The following is an 18165-nucleotide window of genomic DNA, read 5'->3' on the forward strand; positions in this document are numbered from 1 at the left end:
ATGGAACTGTGCAGGGCCCGCGAAGGGGCGCAGAGCGGCCCCAATTACCTTCAAAGCATCGGTGAAACGCTAGGCTCCTGCTTGGGCCACGCATCCAGCACGGCCTTGATCAGCGTCGCCAGGGGGATGGCGAAGAATATCCCCCAAAACCCCCATAGCCCGCCAAACAGCAGCACCGCGCAGATAATCGCCACCGGGTGCAGGCTCACCGCCTCGGAGAACAGCAGCGGTACCAGCACGTTGCCATCCAGCGCCTGGATGATCGCGTACACCGTCATCAGGTAGATGAACTGGTCGCCCCAGCCCCACTGGAACAGCGCAATCAGGGTCACCGGCACGGTCACGACCACCGCGCCCACGTAAGGCACCACCACCGACAGCCCCACCAGCAACGCCAATAGCGCTGCGTAATTGAGGCCCAGGCTGATAAAGGCGATGTAAGTGGCAATGCCGCAGATCAGAATCTCGATACCCTTGCCACGGATGTAGTTGGCGATCTGCCGGTTCATCTCGCTGCCCACCCGGTTCAGCAAGGTGCGCTGGCGCGGCAGGTAGCCGCTGACCCAGCGGCCAATGAGTTCGCGATCCTTCAGGAAGAAGAACACCAGAATCGGCACCAGCACCAGATAGATCATGGCATTGACCAGCAGGGGCAGGCTGGACAGCGAGAAGGTCAGCGCCCATTGACCAAACTTGCCTATTTCACCGCGCACCGATTCGATGGCATGCAATACCTGCTCGTCCGACACCAGGTGCGGATAGCGCTCCGGTAGCAGCAGCAACAACGACTGCCACTTGCCGAGCATGCCCGGCAGCTCGTTGAACAGCGTGATCAGCTGGTGCCACAGCAGCGGTACCAGCACCAGCATGAACACCGCCAGTGCGCCCATGAACAAGGCGAACACCAGCATCACCGCCAGCCGTGTAGGTACGCGCACGCGCTCCAGGGCGTTGACCAGCCCCTGCATCAGAAACGCCAGCACCATGCCCGCCAGCACCGGCGCGAGCATGCCGCCCAGGGTGAGCACGGCGGTAAAAGCCAGGAACAACAGGACCGCCAGCACCACCGCTTCCTCATCGGAGAAGTAGCGCTGCACCCAGTCGCGAAGCACTTTGAACATTGACGATCCTTGGAAAAGACTCAGGCCTTGCGCAGCCAGTAAGTGTAGGTACCGGCCTCGGCCGTTTCTTGCAGCAGGGTATGACCGGCCAACTGGGCGAAAGTGCGGAAGTCGCGCTGGGAGCCTGCGTCCGTGGCGATTACCTTGAGCACCGCGCCACTGGCCAGGCGATTGAGCTCCATCTTGGCCTTGAGCAGTGGCAAAGGGCAATTCAGCCCACTGGCGTCCAGTTCGGCGTCGCAGGTCAGGGTGTTACTCATCGCAGGGTCTCCAAAGGCATCGCCAGGCTGCTTCTTGGCATGGCTGGCTAGGATAGCGCCACTGGTCGCCAACGTGTGAGCCCGCTACAGTAGGTATCTTTGATCCGACGCGAGCTTCATGCATGAATCTACTGCGCCCTACCCTGCTGACGCTGGCCTGCCTGATGGCCCTTCCCGGCCATGCTGACGACCTGCCATCACTGGGTGATGCCAGTTCTGCGATCGTCTCGCCGCAACAGGAGCACCAACTGGGCCGTGCCTGGCTCAGCCTGCTGCGCGGCCAGGTCAATCAGCTCAATGACCCACAGCTCAAGGACTATGTCGAAACCAGCGTGTACAAGCTGGCCGAAACCAGCCAGCTGCAGGACCGGCGCCTGGAATTCATCCTGATCGACAGCCGCGAGCTGAACGCCTTTGCCGCCCCGGGTGGCATTGTAGGGGTCAACGGTGGGCTGTTCCTCAACGCCCAGACCGAGGGCGAATATGCCTCGGTACTGGCCCACGAACTGGCGCACTTGTCGCAACGCCACTTCGCGCGGGGTGTCGAGGCCCAGCAGCGTATGCAGTTGCCGATGATGGCGGCGCTGCTGGCCGGCATCGTACTGGCCGCAGGTGGCGCCGGCGACGCGGGCATCGGCATGATTGCCGGCACCCAGGCAGCGGCCATTCAGGAGCAACGGCGCTTCTCGCGCCAGAATGAACAGGAAGCCGACCGTATCGGTATCCAGAACCTGGAAAAGGCCGGCTACGATCCACGCAACATGCCGACCATGTTCGAGCGCCTGGCACGCCAGTATCGCTATGACGCCAAACCGCCGGAGTTCCTGCTGACCCACCCGGTGACCGAATCACGTATTGCCGACACCCGTAACCGCGCCGACCAAGCGCCCAAGGGTGGTATCGAAGACAGCATGCGCTACCAGCTGATCCGCGCCCGGGTGGCGCTGACCTACGAAGGCACGCCGGGGCTTGCCGCCAAGCGCTTCCGCGCCCAACTGGACGAAGACCCAAAGCTGGACGCCGCACGTTATGGCCTGGCCTTGGCACAGATCAAGGGCGGGCAATTGAACGAGGCCCGTGAAATGCTCAAGCCGCTGCTGGCCAAGGCGCCCAACGACATCACCTACAACCTGGCGCAGATCGACCTGGACATCACCAACAACCGTCTTGCCGACGCCCAGCAGCGCGCCGAACGGATGCAGGGGCTGTACCCGGGCAACTACCCGTTGAAACAGGTGCGCGCCGACCTGCTGGTGAAACAGAACAAACCGGCTGAGGCCGAGAAGGTGTTGAACGAGCTGGTGAAGAGTCGGCCGGATGACCCGGATGTGTGGTACGACATGGCCGAGGTGCGTGGCTTGTCGGGCAATACCATTGGCTTGCACCGGGCGCGTGCCGAATACTTCACGCTGGTCGGCGACTTTGATCAGGCAATCCAGCAGCTGGATTACGCCAAGCGTCGGGCGGGCGGTAACTTCCCGCTGGCCTCACAGATTGACCAGCGCCAGCGCGAGATCATGGAGCAGCGGCGCATGGTTCAGGAAATGATGGGGCGCTGAAGGCGATTCGCGGGCAAGCCCGCTCCCACAGGTACTCCACCGCCTTGGTAAACGGTGCAATATCTGTGGGAGCGGGCGAGCCCGCGAAGAGTATGACGCGGTCTGGCGTCAGGCATTACCAGACAGCTTCAGCCGCGCCGCCTGGGTAAAGTCCAGCATGCGATTAAGCGGCTTGATCGCCTTGGGCACCAGCGCCGGGTCAACGAAAATCTCGTTGGTGCCGTTACGCAGGCAATCCAGCACCCGCTCCAGGGTGTTCATCGCCATCCACGGGCAATGCGCACAGCTGCGGCATGCCGCGCCGTTGCCGGCGGTGGGGGCTTCGACGAATTCCTTGTCCGGGCACAGCTGCTGCATCTTGTAGAAGATGCCGCGGTCGGTGGCGACGATGAAGGTTTTGTTCGGCAGGGTCTGGGCAGCCTTGATCAGCTGGCTGGTGGAGCCCACCGCGTCGGCCAGCTCGATCACCGCTTCCGGCGACTCGGGGTGCACCAGGATCGCAGCATCCGGGTACAGCGCCTTCATGTCGGCCAACTGGCGCGACTTGAACTCTTCGTGAACGATGCAGGCACCGTCCCACAGCAGCATGTCGGCACCGGTTTGCTTCTGGATGTAACGGCCCAGGTGCTGGTCTGGTCCCCAGATGATGGTTTCGCCGTTGTCCATCAGGCTTTCGACAATTTCCAGTGCACAGCTTGAAGTCACCACCCAGTCGGCGCGTGCCTTCACCGCTGCGGACGTGTTGGCGTAGACCACCACGGTGCGCTCAGGGTGCTGGTCGCAGAAGGCCGAGAACTCTTCCACCGGGCAGCCCAGGTCGAGCGAGCAGGTGGCCTCCAGTGTCGGCATTAGCACGCGCTTTTCCGGGGTGAGGATTTTTGCCGTCTCGCCCATGAAGCGCACTCCGGCCACGATGACCGTTTTGGCCGGGTGGTTCTTGCCGAAGCGGGCCATTTCCAACGAGTCGGATACACAGCCGCCGGTTTCTTCAGCCAGCGCCTGGATGACCGGGTCGCAGTAGTAATGGGCAACCAGCACGGCATTCTGGGCTTTGAGCTCGGCAGCGATGGCCGCACGGTATTCGGCCTCCTGCTCGGTTGTCAGCGGGTTGGGCTGCTTGGCGTCGAGGTGGGCCTGAACCAATAGGCGTTCGGAAATCTGGGTCATGATCGCTGGACCTGCAGGCGCGCTTGCGCGTCAAATCGAGTGTATCACCCGGCCCTGGCAGATCGGCTAAGGGCGCCGGACGGCATGCTGACCGCCACGGCCCTCTGCGGGCGCGGATTATTATCGGAGGCCGAAGGCTACAGACAATCCAGCGATTACTAAAGGGGTTTTTGTGTTGCCTGTGCTGGCCTCTTCGCGGGTAAACCCGCTCCTACACGGTGAAATCCTGGTAGGAGCGGGTTTACCCGCGAAGAGGCCGCAACAGGAGAAACCATCACCCCTGCGGCGACAGGGCCCCCAGATGCGCCGCCATGAACATGGCAAATTCTTCCACGGTCATTTTTCTGCCATTGAAATCGACCATGCCATCGGCATAGTGCAGGCTGCTGACCACATCATCGCCCTGCACGGTAGCCATGCCGCTCTGCAGCGCCATCATGCCGACCATCTCCCCCGCCTGGCTCGACTGCATGGCAATCGCTTGGGCGTCGGTCTGGCCATCCAGCAACGCCTGCAAGGTCGCCAGGTCACCGATCATCGGCTTGGACAGCGACAGCTTGCCTTTCACCTCCGTGATAATCTGCTTGCTCAGCTGGTCCGGCGGCAAGTCGAAGCTGGCCGGCGCGGCGAGGTCCATCGACAGGTTGAAGCGGCTCTCGCCATTGGCGGTCTTGAACGACAGGTTTTCTACCGCCAGCTTGGGCTTGGCGGCCAGTAATTTCTGCAAGTCACCCTGGAAGCGGGCCTTTTCGGCGTCGTCCATCTGGATCTGCGGCACCGGCTGGCCAGCAGCACTGGCGGCCTCGAACTCCGGCAAGTGCGACTGGTACCACTTCGACAAGGCCTGCAGCGCCGGGGCGTTTACCGAAGTCACGCTCACCGCCATCTGCGCCTTGCCTACCGCACGGCCATCCCAGCTGATGTCGCCGACCTTGTACTCCGCGCGGCCACCTACGGTGTCCGTGCCGTCGAGGGTTTGCAAGGCGTTCTGTTCCAGGCCCTTGATCAGTAGCACCTGCTGTTTCGGCCCAAGGGTGACCTTGGTTTCGGCCAACGCCAGATCGACGTTACCGACATAGATGGCATCGTGCGCGGTGGCTGCGAGGTTACCGCCAAACGTCAGCCCTTTGAGCTCGAAGGTGGCCGGCGGCTGGTCGTCATGCACCCATTTCATCACCAGCCTGTCGGCCTGGCCTTGGAACTTCGAGGCCTTGCCCTCCTTGTCCCCACTCACTTCGAACTGCATGCCCGAGAAGTCAAGGCTGTTGCCATCCGCTTCGTCAAACTTGAGCGGCGCCAGCTGAACCTGGCTGACCACACTACCGCCGTAACCCAGGCTGGTCTGCGCGCTGATCGGGGCCTTTTCACCCGCAGCGGCGAACCATGGCGCGACGGCGTCATCCTTTTGCAGCGTGCTGTTGCTGACCGCCATTACCGGCATCAGCTTCAGTGCCCTGACCCTCGACCACGGAAACGGGCCGTGCTCGATCTGGTCGGTCATGCCCACGTCAAAATTGATCACCTCGCCCTGACCCACGTTGATGTCGCGAGCCTTGAGCCGGTACTGGGCAGTGCTGCTGAAGAGATGCTGCTCCAGCGACACACGCTCGATGCTCATGCTACCACCGGTACTGACCAGGGCCTTTTTGAGTTCGGCGTTGCTGCGTGCAAGGGCGTTGTCCAGCTCTGCCGGCAGCTGCTTGCCGGTGTACCAGGCGCCTGCGGTAGTTGCGACGGCAATGGCGATAGCCAGGCCGGAAAGGATGCCAACTGATTTCTTCATGAATAGAACCGATTGCTGTCCGTAAGGGCTTCGAAGGCGGCCAAAGGCCACGCAGAAATCGAAGAGTACCACCCCCGATTGGGCCGAGCGCTGGCCCAGGTCGAGAAATGCCATTTTTCGGACACATCCGACATCACGGTGAGACAAGCAAATAGCTCGTTAATTTTTACGAACACACAAATTGATCATAATCGCAAAAAAACGCGCAAAAACCGAATAAACCCCGTATTTAATCGATAGATATTTCAATCTTGCAACATCTTGTCATGTTTAACTTGACACCCACCTAGCCATCGTTTTTTATTTTCACCACTTTGCGCGCCCCTCCGCGCCTTCCGCCGCTCCAACATAAAAGGTGAACAACATGGAGCCCACCCGCTCGCCCTTGCCGCATGCGCAATACACCGTGCCCGTCGTTTACGCCCAGCAGCAGGAGCCATGCCAGCATGCAGCCTGACCACAGCGCTTCCGGCAACGGCCAACTCCGCAAAACCCTGCGCCTCTGGCACGTGATCATCATCGGCCTGGCCTACCTGACCCCGATGACCGTGTTCGATACCTTCGGCATCGTCAGCGGGATTACTGCCGGGCATGTACCCAGCGCCTACATCCTGGCATTGGCTGGCATCCTGTTCACCGCAGTTAGCTATGGCACCCTGGTAAAACGCTTCCCGCAGTCGGGCTCGGCCTACACCTACACCCAGCGCGCGATCAACCCGCACGTGGGCTTCCTGGTGGGCTGGTCTTCGTTACTGGACTACCTGCTGCTACCGATGGTCAACGCACTACTGGCCAAGCTGTACCTTTCGGCCATGTTCCCGGAAGTGCCTGAGTGGATGTGGGTGGCCGGCTTCGTCACCCTGATCAGCCTGATCAACATGCGCAGCGTGAATCTGGTGGCGCACTTCAACCTGCTGTTCGTGGGTGTGCAGGTGGCGATCATCGCCGTGTTCATCTACCTGTGCGTGCGCGGCCTGGACCAGGGTGAAGGGCTGGGTACCACCTGGAGCCTGATACCGTTCGCCGACAGCCAGACCCAGTTCAGCGCCCTGGCCGCCGGTGCGACCATCCTGTGCTTCTCGTTCCTGGGCTTTGACGCGGTCACCTGCCTGTCCGAGGAAACCCGCGATCCGGCCAAGACCATTCCCCGGGCGATCTTCCTCACCGCACTGATTGGCGGTGTGGTGTTCATCACCGTGTCGTACTTCATTCAGGCCTACTTCCCGACCATGGCCCGCTTCCACGACCAGGAAGCAGCCCTGCCGGAAATTGCCCTGTACGTTGGCGGCAAGCTCTTCCAGTCGATCTTCATCGCCTGCACCGTGATCAACACCATCGCCTCGGGCCTGGCCTCGCAAACCAGCGTGTCGCGCCTGCTGTATGTAATGGGCCGCGACAACGTGATCCCGGCCAGCGTCTTCGCCCGCCTGCATTCGCGCTACAAGACGCCAGTGCTGAACATTGCCGTGGTAGGGCTGATTTCGCTGTCGGCGATCTTCTTCGACCTGGTCACCGCCACTTCCATCATCAACTTCGGCGCCCTGGTCGCGTTCAGCTTCGTCAACCTGTCGGTGATCAACCACTGCTACCTGCGCGAAGGCAACCGTAAAGGCCTGGCCAACCAGCTGAAGTACCTGGTGCTGCCGACCATCGGCTTCTGCATCATCGTCTCGCTGTGGCTGGACCTGAACGCACATTCGCTGATGTTTGGCGGTATCTGGGCTGCGCTCGGGCTGGTCTACCTGGGCTGGCTGACCAAAGCCTTCCGCGCGGCACCGCCCAACTACGTCGCCGAATGAGCCTCGCTGCCAACAACGCCCGCGCCTGATTGCGGGCGTTGCATTTGTTCGAAAAGGAAAGCCCTCATGCCGCTGCGTCGCCTCTCCATCCAGTGGAAGATCACACTCCTCGCCGGCCTGTGCCTGCTGGCCATTGTCGCCTTGCTGGTAGCCACCTCGCTGACCCAGGCCCATCGCAGCGCCGCCCTGGTCAACCAGGCCAACACTGCCATGCTCGAAGACAGCGCCCGCCAGCGCCTGCAGGCCCACGCCGAAACCCAGGCCTTGCGTATCCAGCGCTACTTCATGGACGCCTACCAGTATGGCAATGGCTTTGCCCGCCTGGTACACGTGCTGAAGGACCGTGGTGGTAGCGACCTGCGCGCCGAACTAACCCGCCAGGCGCGTGCCAGCCTGGCCGGCAACCCGGACGTGATCGGCCTGTACCTGGTGTTCCAGCCCAATGCCCTGGACCAGCAGGACAGCCAGTACCTAAGCCAGGACGCCATGGGCAGCAATGAGAGCGGGCGTTTCTCGCTGTACTGGTCACAACCAAGCCCCGGCACCCTGGAACTTGAAGCCATGCCGGAAACGATGCTCGGCGACACCAGCATCGGCAGCAACGGCGCGGCGAAGAATCGCTGGCTGACCTGTCCGCAGGACACCGCCAGGGCCTGTATGCTCGAACCGTACCTCGACGAGGTCAACGGCCGTCAGGTGCTGATGACCAGCATCGCTCTGCCATTGCTGGAACACGGCAAGGTAGTTGGCGTGGTCGGCCTGGACATCGGCCTGGCCAACCTGCAGCAACTGAGCGTGGACGGCCGCCGCGATCTGTTCGACGGTCAGGGCCAGGTGAGCATCGCCACCGCCGCCGGCCTGCTGGCGGGCAACAGCCGCGACGACAGCACGCTCGGTAAGCCCATGGACAAAGCGGTAGCCGACGGCCTGCTGCGCGTGGCCCACCCCTTCACGCCAATCCCTGACACAGCCCCGTGGCAGGTAGTACTGGAACTGCCGGAAAGCGTGCTGCAGGCCCCCGCCGCAGCCCTCAACCAGCGCCTTGACGCCCATAACCAGAATGCCAACCTCACCAGCCTGCTGATAGGCCTTGGCACGGCTATCGCCGGTTTGCTGCTGGTGTGGCTGACCGCGCGCGGCGTTACCCGGCCAATCCTGGCCGTGGCTGCACGCCTGGAAGACATTGCCAGTGGTGAAGGCGACCTTACCCGTCGCCTGGACTACGCCCGCCAGGATGAACTGGGCCAGCTCACCGGCTGGTTCAACCGCTTCCTCGACAAGTTGCAACCGGTCATTGCCCAGGTCAAGGGCTCGCTGCAGGAAGCCCGCGATACCGCCGACCAATCGGCTGCCATCGCCAGTCAGACCAGCAACGGCATGCAGCAACAGCATCGCGAAATCGAACAGGTGGCCACAGCGGCCAATGAAATGAGCGCCACCGCACTTGATGTCGCCCACAACGCCTCGCAGGCGGCCCAGGCCGCACGCGCCGCGGATCAGGCCAGCCAGGAAGGCTTGCAACTGGTGGACAGCACGCGCCAGGGCATCGACCGCCTGGCCGCAGGCATGAACACTGCCATGGACGAGGCACGTGCACTGGAAGACCGCAGCGGGCAAATCGGCTCGGTGCTTGAAGTGATCCGCACCATTGCCGAGCAAACCAACCTGCTGGCACTGAATGCCGCCATCGAAGCGGCCCGCGCAGGCGAAGCCGGGCGTGGCTTCGCCGTGGTTGCCGATGAGGTGCGCGGCCTGGCCCAGCGCACGCAGGTTTCGGTAGAGGAAATTCGCCAGGTCATCGAAGGCCTTCAGCAAGGCACCCAGGACGTGGTGGGGGCCATGCATGCAGGCCAACGCCAGGCCCAGGACAGCGCCGCACGCATGGAGCAGGCATTACCGGCACTGCAGCGTATTGGCGAGGCCGTGGCGGTGATCAGCGACATGAACCTGCAGATTGCCTCGGCGGCGGAAGAGCAGAGCGCGGTGGCCGAGGAAGTGAACCGTAACGTGGCCGGCATTCGAGACGTGACAGAATCACTGGCCGGGCAGGCCGATGAATCGGCACGCATCAGTCAGGCCTTGAACCGGCTGGCCAACCAGCAGCAGGCGCTGATGGAGCAGTTTCGCGTCTAGCCTGTGAGGGCCTCTTCGCGGGCACGCCCGCTCCCACAGGTTCGGCGTGCCCTAAGGGGCTGTGGAGTTCCTGTGGGAGCGGGCGTGCCCGCGAAGAGGCCCTGACAGGCACCGCACCATTGTTATTTTTGAGCACAACTTATGCCTAATCCAACCCGATCCACCTTCTTCGACATCACCAGCGAACAAGGGCTTTTACGCACCTCGATCGCCGCGACCCTGTTCATCGCCACCATCGGCATCGCCTTCGGCCTTGCCTCCGGCTCGTTCTCCATCGTCTTCGACGGTGTGTACTCGCTGGTCGACGCCAGCATGAGCGGGCTGTCGCTTGTGGTGGTCAAGCTGATCACTTCGCACACCACCAGCGTGCAGATGTCGCGCAAGCTGCGCGAGCGCTTCACCATGGGTTTCTGGCACCTGGAGCCCATGGTACTGGCGCTCAACGGCATTCTGCTCGGCGGCGTGGCCATCTACGCGCTGATCAACGCCGTCAGCAGCCTGCTGCAAGGCGGGCGCCACCTGGAGTTCGGCATTGCCATGGTCTACGCGGCGCTGACGGTGATCACCTGCGTGACCATCGCCGTCATCGAGGCCCGCGCCAACCGCAAACTAAAGTCAGACTTCGTGCGCATGGACGTCAAGGGCTGGGTGATGTCGGCCAGCATCACTGCCGCGCTGCTGATCGCCTTCTGCTTTGGCTATGCAGTACAGGGCACTTCGCTGGAATGGGTATCACCGTACATCGACCCGGCGGTGCTGGCGCTGGTGTGCCTGGTGATCGTGCCGTTGCCGATGTCGGTGGTGCGTCAGGCACTGTCCGAAATCTTCCTGGTCACCCCCGGCGACCTCAAGCTGCACGTAGATGAAGTTGCCAAGGCCTTCGTCGCTCGCCACGGCCTGCAGTCTTACCGCGCCTATGTCGCCAAGGTCGGGCGTTCGCGGGAGATTGAGCTGTATTTCATCGTGCCCAAAACCATGGCGGCGAAGACTATCGATGAATGGGATGCCTGGCGCAACGAGATTGGCGACGCGGTAGGCGGCGAAGGGCCGGACCGCTGGCTGACAGTGGTGTTCACTGGCGACCCGGAATGGGCCGAGTAATTCGTGGGCGCTCTGCGCCCCTTTTTTCCGAACACCCGTAGCGCAAACGAAAAAGCCCGCGACCATTTCTGGTAGCGGGCTCTAACGTACTGCGTATGGTGGGTCGTGTAGGATTCGAACCTACGACCAATTGGTTAAAAGCCAACTGCTCTACCAACTGAGCTAACGACCCATTTGATGGCGCGTATAATACTGATTTCTAACGAGAATTCAACACCCAATCACGATTTTTTCAAAAATACCGAGTCGGGTCTTCGATACCGGCGGCCTTGAAACCATCGGCGCGCAGGCGGCAGCTGTCGCATTTGCCACAGGCGCGGCCGTCATCGTCGGCCTGGTAGCAGGAAACGGTCAGGCTGTAGTCCACACTACGGGCCATACCCGCCTGCACAATCTGCGCCTTGCTCATGTTCTGCAGCGGCGCCTGGATGCGGAAGCCCTGCCCTTCTACGCCAGCCTTGGTCGCCAGGTTGGCCATGCGCTCGAAGGCCTCGACGAACTCGGGACGGCAATCCGGGTAGCCAGAGTAATCGACGGCGTTGACGCCAATGAAGATGTCGCGCGCTTCCAGCACTTCTGCCCAACCCAGCGCCAGCGAAAGGAACACGGTGTTGCGCGCCGGCACGTAAGTGACCGGAATGCCTTCACCCGGGGCTTCCGGCACGTCGATGCTGCTGTCGGTCAATGCCGAACCGCCGATGCCGTCGAGGTTCAGCCCAATCACCTTGTGCTCGACCACACCCAGGTCGCGGGCCACGCGGGCAGCGGCGTTCAGCTCGGCGCGATGACGCTGGCCGTAATCAAAGCTCATGGTGTAGCAGCTGTAGCCCTCGGCCTTGGCCATGGCAACCACGGTGGCCGAGTCCAGGCCGCCGGACAACAGGATTACTGCGCGTTTTTCTGTCATGTGTACGTGCTCCTCAATCAACGTCCGGGCTCGTCGTTCCACAGCAGCTTGTGCAGCTGCAGTTGGAAGCGTACAGGCAAGTTGTCAGCAACGATCCAGTCAGCCAGGTCACTGGCGTTCACCTGATGATGGCTGGGTGAGAACAACACCTCACCGGCACGCTCTGCCAGGTTGTACTGGATCAGCTTGGATACCGCCCAGTCATAATCCTCGCGGGAACAGATGACGAACTTGACCTGGTCGTTGCGTGTCAGCTGCTCGATGTTCTCGTAGCGGTTACGGTGCGACTCTTCGGAGCCAGGGGTTTTCAGGTCGACCACACGGCTGACGCGGGTGTCGGTGCCGGCAATATCCAGCGCGCCGCTGGTCTCCAGCGACACCTCGTAACCGGCATCACACAGCCGCTGCAGCAACGGCAAGGCGTTGGGCTGGGCCAGTGGTTCACCACCGGTGACACAGACGTAGCGCGGTTTGAAGCCGGCCACTTGTTCGAGGATCGAATCAAGGGTGCGTACGGTACCGCCACTGAAGGCATAGGCACTGTCGCAGTACTGGCAACGCAGGGGGCAACCGGTGAGGCGCACAAATACCGTGGGCAGCCCGGCCGTTCGCGTCTCACCCTGCAAAGAGTAAAAGACTTCGGTGATGCGTAATGTGTCTTGCATGCTCGCCACGGGCGTGACAGCTAAACAGGCTGTCCGCCTCCGTCAGGCACTGTCGCGGACTCGACATAGCGTTATCCGCAGCAGCGTGTTTACGAAAAAAGGGCAGTGATTCTAACGAAAAAACCCGCGACTGGCGCGGGTTTCTTTCGAGCGGTACAGCGACAACGCCTAGAGCTTCTGCAGGTCACGCTGGGCCAGTTGAGCGGCAGAGGTGCCGGGGTACTGGGTGACGACCTGCTGAAGGATGCCTTTTACCTTGTCGGTATGGCCCATACGGCGCTCGACATCAGCCAGTTTGTACAGCGAATCTGGCACCTTGCTGTGCTTCGGGTACTTTTGGCTGACTTGGGCAAAGGCCTGGCTGGCGCCTTGCAGGTCACCCTTGGCCAGGTTCACTTCACCCAACCAGTATTGGGCATTACCGGCGTACTGGCTGTTGGGGTACTTGCGCAGGAAGGCGTTGAACGCCTGGCTGGCCTTGTCGAAGTCTTTCTGTTTGATCAGATCGAAAGCTGCGTCGTAATAGAGCTTCTCTTTCGCCGGATCACCGGGCTGGCTACTGCCGGCCGGTTGTTGCGCAGCAGCACCTGCTGCGGCATCGGGGGCGGCATTGGACGCACCACCACCGGAGGAATTGTCAGGGGTTGCGGCAGGCGCAGCGCCACTGTTGATGCGACGGTCCAGGTCCTGGTAACGCTCCAGGTTTTCCTGCTTCATGCGCGACACATCGTTTTGCAGCTCTTCGATGATGCCTTGCTGGCGGGAAAGCTGATCCTGCATCTGTTGCAGCTGCATGAACAGCTGGCCCTGTGCAGAGGCAGGGGCCGAAGCCCCTGACCCGGCATAGGCGCCGCTCGTGCCATAACCCGCAGGCGGATAGCTGCCTGCGTTGTCATCTACTACAGGGACCTCAGCCCAGGCCGCAAGCGGCAGGCTGAGTGCGAGGACGGTTACTACACGGCGGCACATACGCATAAGAACTTACTTACGCAGTTCTACGCGACGGTTCTGAGCCCAGGACTGCTCGTCGTTGCCGGTAGCAACTGGACGCTCTTCGCCGTAGGAAACCAGTTCCAGCTGAGCAGGGGAAACGCCCTGCAGAACCAGGTAGCGCTGAACGGCTTTCGCACGACGCTCACCCAGAGCCATGTTGTACTCGCGGGTGCCGCGCTCGTCGGTGTTACCTTCCAGAACAACACGGTTGCCGTTGGCTTTCAGGTCCTTGGCGTGAACATCCAGAGCGCGCATGGCTTCTGGCTTCAGGTCCGAGCTGTCGTATTCGAAGTAGAAGGTGGTGATTGCGCGCAGGGCGGCTTCTTCGCTCAGGGAGCCGTCAACAGCGCCAGTGTTGGCACCGTAGCCAGCGTTAGGGTCTACAGCAGCGCCTTCGCCTGCGTTGTCACCGCCCTTCGAGGAGCAACCTACAGCTACGGCCATGGCCAGAGCCAGCGCAGCAAATTTACCAAACTTCAGCATTTCCATCGTGAAACTCCTAATGAAACCCCAGTGTGTTAAGCAAAATGTATTACGCCGCAATCAGTTCAGGTAAGGGGACCAGGACGGTTCTCTGACTTCGCCTTGAGCGGTAGGAAGTGGGAGCCTCACGCGGCCGTTCAGCGACACGAGCATCAAGACTCCCCGGCCCTGCTGGCGGGTGGCGTAGATTAGCATGGTGCCGTTTGGCGCAACAGTGGGAGACTCATCAAGACTTGTTTCAGACAGAATCTTTACACTTCCGCGTTGCAAGTCCTGTGCCGCCACTTTGAAGTTGGTAAAGCCCTGTTGGCGATGAATCATTACCAGGGTCTTTTCGTCCGCCGAAAGTTTCGGGTTGGCGTTGTAGTTACCTACGAACGTTACGCGCTCGGCACCACCACCACTGACCGACTGTTTATAGATCTGCGGTTTGCCGCCACGGTCGGAAGTGAAGTAAAGGGTGTTGCCATCTTTGCCCCAGAACGGCTCGGTGTTGATACCCGGGCCTGCAGTAACACGGCTGATCTGGCGCGAGGCCACGTTCATCACGTAGATGTCCGGGTTGCCGTCCTTGGACAGTACGAACGCCAGGCGCGAGCCGTCCGGTGACCAGGCCGGCGCACCGTTCAGGCCTTCGAAGTTGGTCACCTGCTCGCGGCGGCCAGTATCGATGTTCTGCACGAAGATACGTGGGCGCTTCTGCTCGAACGAGACGTAGGCGATACGTTTGCCATCAGGCGCAAAGCGCGGCGACAGGATCGGCTCACGCGATTGCAGCAGGGTCACCGCACGCGCACCGTCGTAGTCCGAACGCTGGAGGGTGTAGCGGGTGTTGTTGGTGGAGAAACGCTCGGCCGTCACGTACAGCATGCGCGTAGAGAACGCGCCCTTGATGCCGGTGAGCTTCTCGAACGACTGGTCGGCAATGTAGTGCGCCATATCGCGCAGCTGGTCGGTGCTGCCCGCCACGCTGCCGGTCAGCACTTGCTGCTCGGTGGCGACGTTGAACAGCGCGTACTGCACCTGCAGGCGACCGCCCGACGGCACGATGCTGCCGACCATCACGTACTGTGCACCCAGCGCTTTCCAGTCACGGAAGATCACTTCGCTGGCCTGCGACGGCTGGCTGATCATGTTCTGCCGCGGAATTGGCGAGTAGTAGCCAGAGTTGCGCAGGTCGTTGCCGATGATGTCGGCGATGTCTTCAGGCAACACGCTACCGCCCTGCAGACCGAACGGTACTACCGCGATGGGCGTGGCCCGGTCGCTGCCGCTGGTAACCAGGATGTTCTTTTCTTCTGCCACCGCCATGCCTGCCACGCAGCAGAGCATGACCAGCAGTCCTCTCAGACGTTTAATCACAACGCTAGATCCTCAGGTGTAAATGTCATCTTGAACGAACGATATTGGTTGAAATCGCTCGGCTTCATACCCTGCATCTCGGTCAAACGACCAATGTTCTTCACCGCAGCCACCGCCGAACTGTCATACGGGCCGTCACCACTGGACCGGGCCACGCTGACACTGGTGATGGTACCGTCCGGCAACATGTTGATCTGCAGGACCACCGTCATGCCCTTGCGCGCGGAAGGCGGACGTGCCCAGCCCTCGGCCGCGCGCATGCGGATCAGGTCGTCGAAATCGCCGGCCACCTGGTCACCCTGCTCGTCGGCCAGCGCCTGCTGCCGCTCGGTGGTATCGGACAACAGCTCGGCCAGTGCCTGGGCTTTCTTGTCTTCTGCCGCCTTGCGGGCCGCTTCCTGTGCCTTCTTCTTCTGGGCATCTGCAGCGGCCTTTTTCTTGGCCTCTTCAGCTGCCTTCTTCTTCGCGTCCTCGGCCGCCGCTTTCTTCTTGGCGTCCTCGGCTGCTTTCTTCTTGGCCTCTTCGGCTGCCTTTTTCTTGGCGTCCTCGGCGGCTTTCTTCTTCGCCTCTTCAGCGGCCTCTTTCTTGGCCTCTTCTTCGGCTTTTTTCTTGGCTTCGTCCTCGGCCTTCTTCTTGGCGATGTCGGCCTGCTGTTTCTCGGCGGCTTTCTTCGCCTCGTCGGCCTTCTTGGCTTCGGCGGCTTTCTTGGCCTCGGCGGCCTTGGCGGCTTCAGCGGCCTTGGCAGCATCCTCGGCTTTTTTCGCCTCGGCGGCTTCGCGGGCCTCTTCGGCCTTTTGAGCGGCGTCAGCTTTCTTTTGTTCCGCGGCCTTCACGGCCTCCTGCTCGACCTTCTTCTGTTCCAGCTGCTCGACTTCGGTCTGGCGCGAAGCGGTTTTCTTCGCCTCCCCGGCAATCTTCTGATTGGTCTGGGTAGTTGCCTGGCTCTTGGACTTGAGCTGGTACAGGGTCGCCTGAACGATCGGCTTGGAAGGCGGCAGCTCCGGCGTCATGGCAAAACTGACGAACAGCAGGGCGAACACCAGCACATGCAGGCCGATGGCCCAGACACTGGGCCAGAAGTAGCTTTCCGAGGCGGATGGCTCTCGCTGTTGCATCAGGGCGCCTCGGTAATCAGGCCAACGTTACCGACACCGGCCTTCTGCAACCCGCCCATGGCACCCATGACCGCGCCATAGTCGACAGCCTTGTCGCCACGAATGAACACCTGGGTCTGCTTGCCCTGGTCACGGCCGGCAGCAATGATCTTGGTCACGGCGTCGGTCATGGCCGGCAAGGTCATGGCTTTGTCCATCTGCTTGTCGGTATCGACTTCGCTGCCGAGGTTCCAGTAATAGGTTTTATCGGCCTTGATGGAGATGGTGAGGATCTGGACGTTGTTGTCCTGCGGCAAGGCTTCGCTGGAAACCTTGGGCAGGTCGACCTTCACGCCCTGGTTGAGCATGGGCGCCGTCACCATGAAGATGACCAGCAGCACCAGCATCACGTCGATGTAGGGCACCACGTTCATCTCGGCGACGGGCTTGCGTTTGTGGCGAACTCGGGCCATGGGCTTCTACCTGATTACTCTTCGCTGGTGTGCACTTTGCGGTGCAGGATCGCCTGGAACTCGTCGGCGAAGGTGTAGTAACGGCCGATCAGTACTTCACTGCGCGCGGCGAAACGGTTGTAGGCAATAACAGCCGGGATTGCCGCGAACAGGCCGATGGCGGTAGCGATCAGTGCTTCGGCGATGCCCGGAGCAACGGTAGCCAGGGTCGCCTGCTGGGCGCTGGCCAGGCCGCGGAAGGAGTTCATGATGCCCCACACGGTGCCGAACAGGCCGATGTACGGGCTGGTCGAACCAACGGTGGCCAGGAACGGCAAGCTCTGCTCGAGTTTTTCTTCCTCGCGCGAGATGGCCACACGCATGGCACGGCCAACACCTTCCATGACGGCGTCCGGGTCAACACCCGGCTGCTGGCGCAGGCGCGAGAACTCCTTGAAACCGGCACGGAACACCTGCTCCACGCCGGAGTCCGGGTCTGGGTTGCTGCCTGCCTGGCGGTACAGCTTGGACAGGTCGATGCCCGACCAGAAGCGCTCTTCGAAGGCATCCAGCGCACGACGACCGGCGCGCAGCATGGTGCTGCGCTGGAAGATCATGATCCATGAGGTGACCGAGGCGGCCACCAGGGTCAGCATTACCAGCTGTACCACCACGCTGGCATTGCTGACCAGACTCCACATGGAGGTATGGTCGACGACGTTAGCTTCCACGCTTATTCTCCTGCATTCGATTGATTACCCGAGCCGTCCGCCGCAAAGGCGTCGCGCAGCTGGGGGGGTAGGGCTCGGGGTTTGAAAGTGTCGGCGCGCACGGCAGCCACCAGGAATTGCCCTTCGCAAAGCAGCGTTTCATCCTTTTCCCGCCAGACCTGCTGTACGAAACGCAAGCTGGCGCGATTGAGTTCAAGGACCTGCGCGGTCACCCGCAATTCGTCATCCAGCCGCGCCGGCGCGTGATAGCGCGCTTCGCTGGAATGGACCACGAACAGCAGGTTGTCTTCAGCCAGTTGCGACTGGGAAAAGCCCAGGTGCCGCAGGCGTTCGGTGCGCGCGCGCTCCATGAATTTCAGGTAGTTGACGTAATACACCACGCCGCCCGCATCGGTATCTTCGTAATAGACGCGACACCGATGTGCGAACGGTTCGAGCTGATTTTGCGCGCGCATACTCTAGTGCTTACTCCTCAGCTTGCCAATCCGCTGTGGCAACTGTTTTTTCTTCATTAATGTCTTATTGCCAGCGCACCAGGGGCATGCCAGCGGTAGG

17 protein-coding genes and 1 tRNA gene are annotated in these 18165 nt (G+C 61.4%); 4 read left to right on the forward strand and 14 right to left on the reverse strand.

The window, feature by feature from the left end; translation table 11 throughout:
* Window positions 1-50 precede the first annotated feature (50 nt).
* Both FQ668_RS21990 and FQ668_RS21995 read right to left on the reverse strand, forming a co-directional pair.
* On the reverse strand, window positions 51-1121 hold the full coding sequence (locus tag FQ668_RS21990; RefSeq protein WP_003254744.1) for an AI-2E family transporter: 1071 nt from the start codon (window positions 1119-1121) through the stop codon (window positions 51-53).
* Window positions 1122-1141: 20 nt separating this feature from the next.
* Entirely contained in the window at window positions 1142-1381 is a 240-nt protein-coding gene (locus FQ668_RS21995) for a sulfurtransferase TusA family protein (protein WP_003254745.1), read from the reverse strand.
* A gap of 122 nt (window positions 1382-1503) precedes the next feature.
* On the opposite strand from FQ668_RS21995, the gene FQ668_RS22000 reads away from it, so the two are divergent.
* A complete protein-coding gene (locus FQ668_RS22000) occupies window positions 1504-2940 on the forward strand; it encodes a M48 family metalloprotease (RefSeq protein ID WP_014590004.1) in 1437 nt (478 codons plus the stop codon).
* A gap of 108 nt (window positions 2941-3048) precedes the next feature.
* Here the strand turns inward: FQ668_RS22000 and nadA are convergent, their stop codons facing one another.
* Both nadA and FQ668_RS22010 read right to left on the reverse strand, forming a co-directional pair.
* Window positions 3049-4107 (reverse strand): quinolinate synthase NadA, encoded by a 1059-nt coding sequence (nadA, locus tag FQ668_RS22005; protein ID WP_019438256.1) that lies wholly within the window; start codon window positions 4105-4107, stop codon window positions 3049-3051.
* A gap of 274 nt (window positions 4108-4381) precedes the next feature.
* Entirely contained in the window at window positions 4382-5890 is a 1509-nt protein-coding gene (locus tag FQ668_RS22010; protein ID WP_026031963.1) for a YdgA family protein, read from the reverse strand.
* A 446-nt stretch (window positions 5891-6336) separates the two neighbouring features.
* Here FQ668_RS22010 and FQ668_RS22015 point away from each other — a divergent pair, with 446 nt between their 5' ends.
* The 3 genes from FQ668_RS22015 (at window position 6337) to FQ668_RS22025 (ending at window position 10923) form a co-directional block, all read left to right on the forward strand.
* On the forward strand, window positions 6337-7689 hold the full coding sequence (locus tag FQ668_RS22015) for an APC family permease (RefSeq protein WP_010952372.1): 1353 nt from the start codon (window positions 6337-6339) through the stop codon (window positions 7687-7689).
* 66 nt (window positions 7690-7755) lie between these two features.
* Window positions 7756-9822: a methyl-accepting chemotaxis protein McpU gene (gene mcpU, locus FQ668_RS22020; protein WP_019438833.1), complete on the forward strand. Its 2067-nt coding sequence runs from the start codon at window positions 7756-7758 to the stop codon at window positions 9820-9822.
* A gap of 141 nt (window positions 9823-9963) precedes the next feature.
* Entirely contained in the window at window positions 9964-10923 is a 960-nt protein-coding gene (locus FQ668_RS22025; protein WP_014589999.1) for a cation diffusion facilitator family transporter, read from the forward strand.
* A gap of 96 nt (window positions 10924-11019) precedes the next feature.
* Here FQ668_RS22025 and FQ668_RS22030 read toward each other — a convergent pair.
* The 10 genes from FQ668_RS22030 to ybgC all read right to left on the reverse strand — a co-directional run bounded on the left by FQ668_RS22030 (window position 11020) and on the right by ybgC (window position 18065).
* Window positions 11020-11095: transfer RNA gene (locus tag FQ668_RS22030), tRNA-Lys, on the reverse strand.
* A gap of 60 nt (window positions 11096-11155) precedes the next feature.
* On the reverse strand, window positions 11156-11848 hold the full coding sequence (gene queC / locus FQ668_RS22035) for a 7-cyano-7-deazaguanine synthase QueC (RefSeq protein WP_144180664.1): 693 nt from the start codon (window positions 11846-11848) through the stop codon (window positions 11156-11158).
* Window positions 11848-12495 carry a 7-carboxy-7-deazaguanine synthase QueE gene (gene queE, locus FQ668_RS22040; protein ID WP_003254753.1) on the reverse strand — a complete coding sequence of 216 codons (648 nt, stop codon included), beginning with the start codon at window positions 12493-12495 and terminating at the stop codon, window positions 11848-11850. The genes queC and queE overlap by 1 nt, the downstream gene beginning before the upstream one ends.
* A gap of 168 nt (window positions 12496-12663) precedes the next feature.
* Window positions 12664-13470 carry a tol-pal system protein YbgF gene (gene ybgF / locus FQ668_RS22045; protein WP_003254754.1) on the reverse strand — a complete coding sequence of 269 codons (807 nt, stop codon included), beginning with the start codon at window positions 13468-13470 and terminating at the stop codon, window positions 12664-12666.
* A 6-nt stretch (window positions 13471-13476) separates the two neighbouring features.
* The gene (gene pal, locus FQ668_RS22050; protein ID WP_003254755.1) at window positions 13477-13977 is read right to left on the reverse strand and encodes a peptidoglycan-associated lipoprotein Pal; all 501 of its coding nucleotides are present in this window, start codon (window positions 13975-13977) and stop codon (window positions 13477-13479) included.
* 54 nt (window positions 13978-14031) lie between these two features.
* Window positions 14032-15303, reverse strand: coding sequence for a Tol-Pal system beta propeller repeat protein TolB (gene tolB / locus FQ668_RS22055; protein ID WP_012051477.1), 1272 nt, complete (start codon window positions 15301-15303; stop codon window positions 14032-14034).
* A 26-nt stretch (window positions 15304-15329) separates the two neighbouring features.
* Window positions 15330-16448, reverse strand: a complete 1119-nt coding sequence (gene tolA / locus FQ668_RS22060; protein WP_019438834.1) for a cell envelope integrity protein TolA — start codon at window positions 16446-16448, stop codon at window positions 15330-15332.
* Window positions 16448-16900, reverse strand: coding sequence for a protein TolR (gene tolR, locus FQ668_RS22065; RefSeq protein WP_003254760.1), 453 nt, complete (start codon window positions 16898-16900; stop codon window positions 16448-16450). Before tolR ends, tolA begins: the two co-directional genes overlap by 1 nt.
* A 14-nt stretch (window positions 16901-16914) precedes the next feature.
* On the reverse strand, window positions 16915-17610 hold the full coding sequence (gene tolQ, locus FQ668_RS22070; RefSeq protein ID WP_010952367.1) for a protein TolQ: 696 nt from the start codon (window positions 17608-17610) through the stop codon (window positions 16915-16917).
* 2 nt (window positions 17611-17612) lie between these two features.
* Complete coding sequence (ybgC, locus tag FQ668_RS22075) at window positions 17613-18065, reverse strand: tol-pal system-associated acyl-CoA thioesterase (protein ID WP_003254764.1); 453 nt, start codon at window positions 18063-18065, stop codon at window positions 17613-17615.
* Between the last annotated feature and the right edge of the window lie 100 nt (window positions 18066-18165).

The sequence above is a fragment of the Pseudomonas sp. Kh14 genome (assembly GCF_900291005.1).
In the GTDB taxonomy this organism is placed as follows: Bacteria; Pseudomonadota; Gammaproteobacteria; order Pseudomonadales; family Pseudomonadaceae; genus Aquipseudomonas; species Aquipseudomonas alloputida.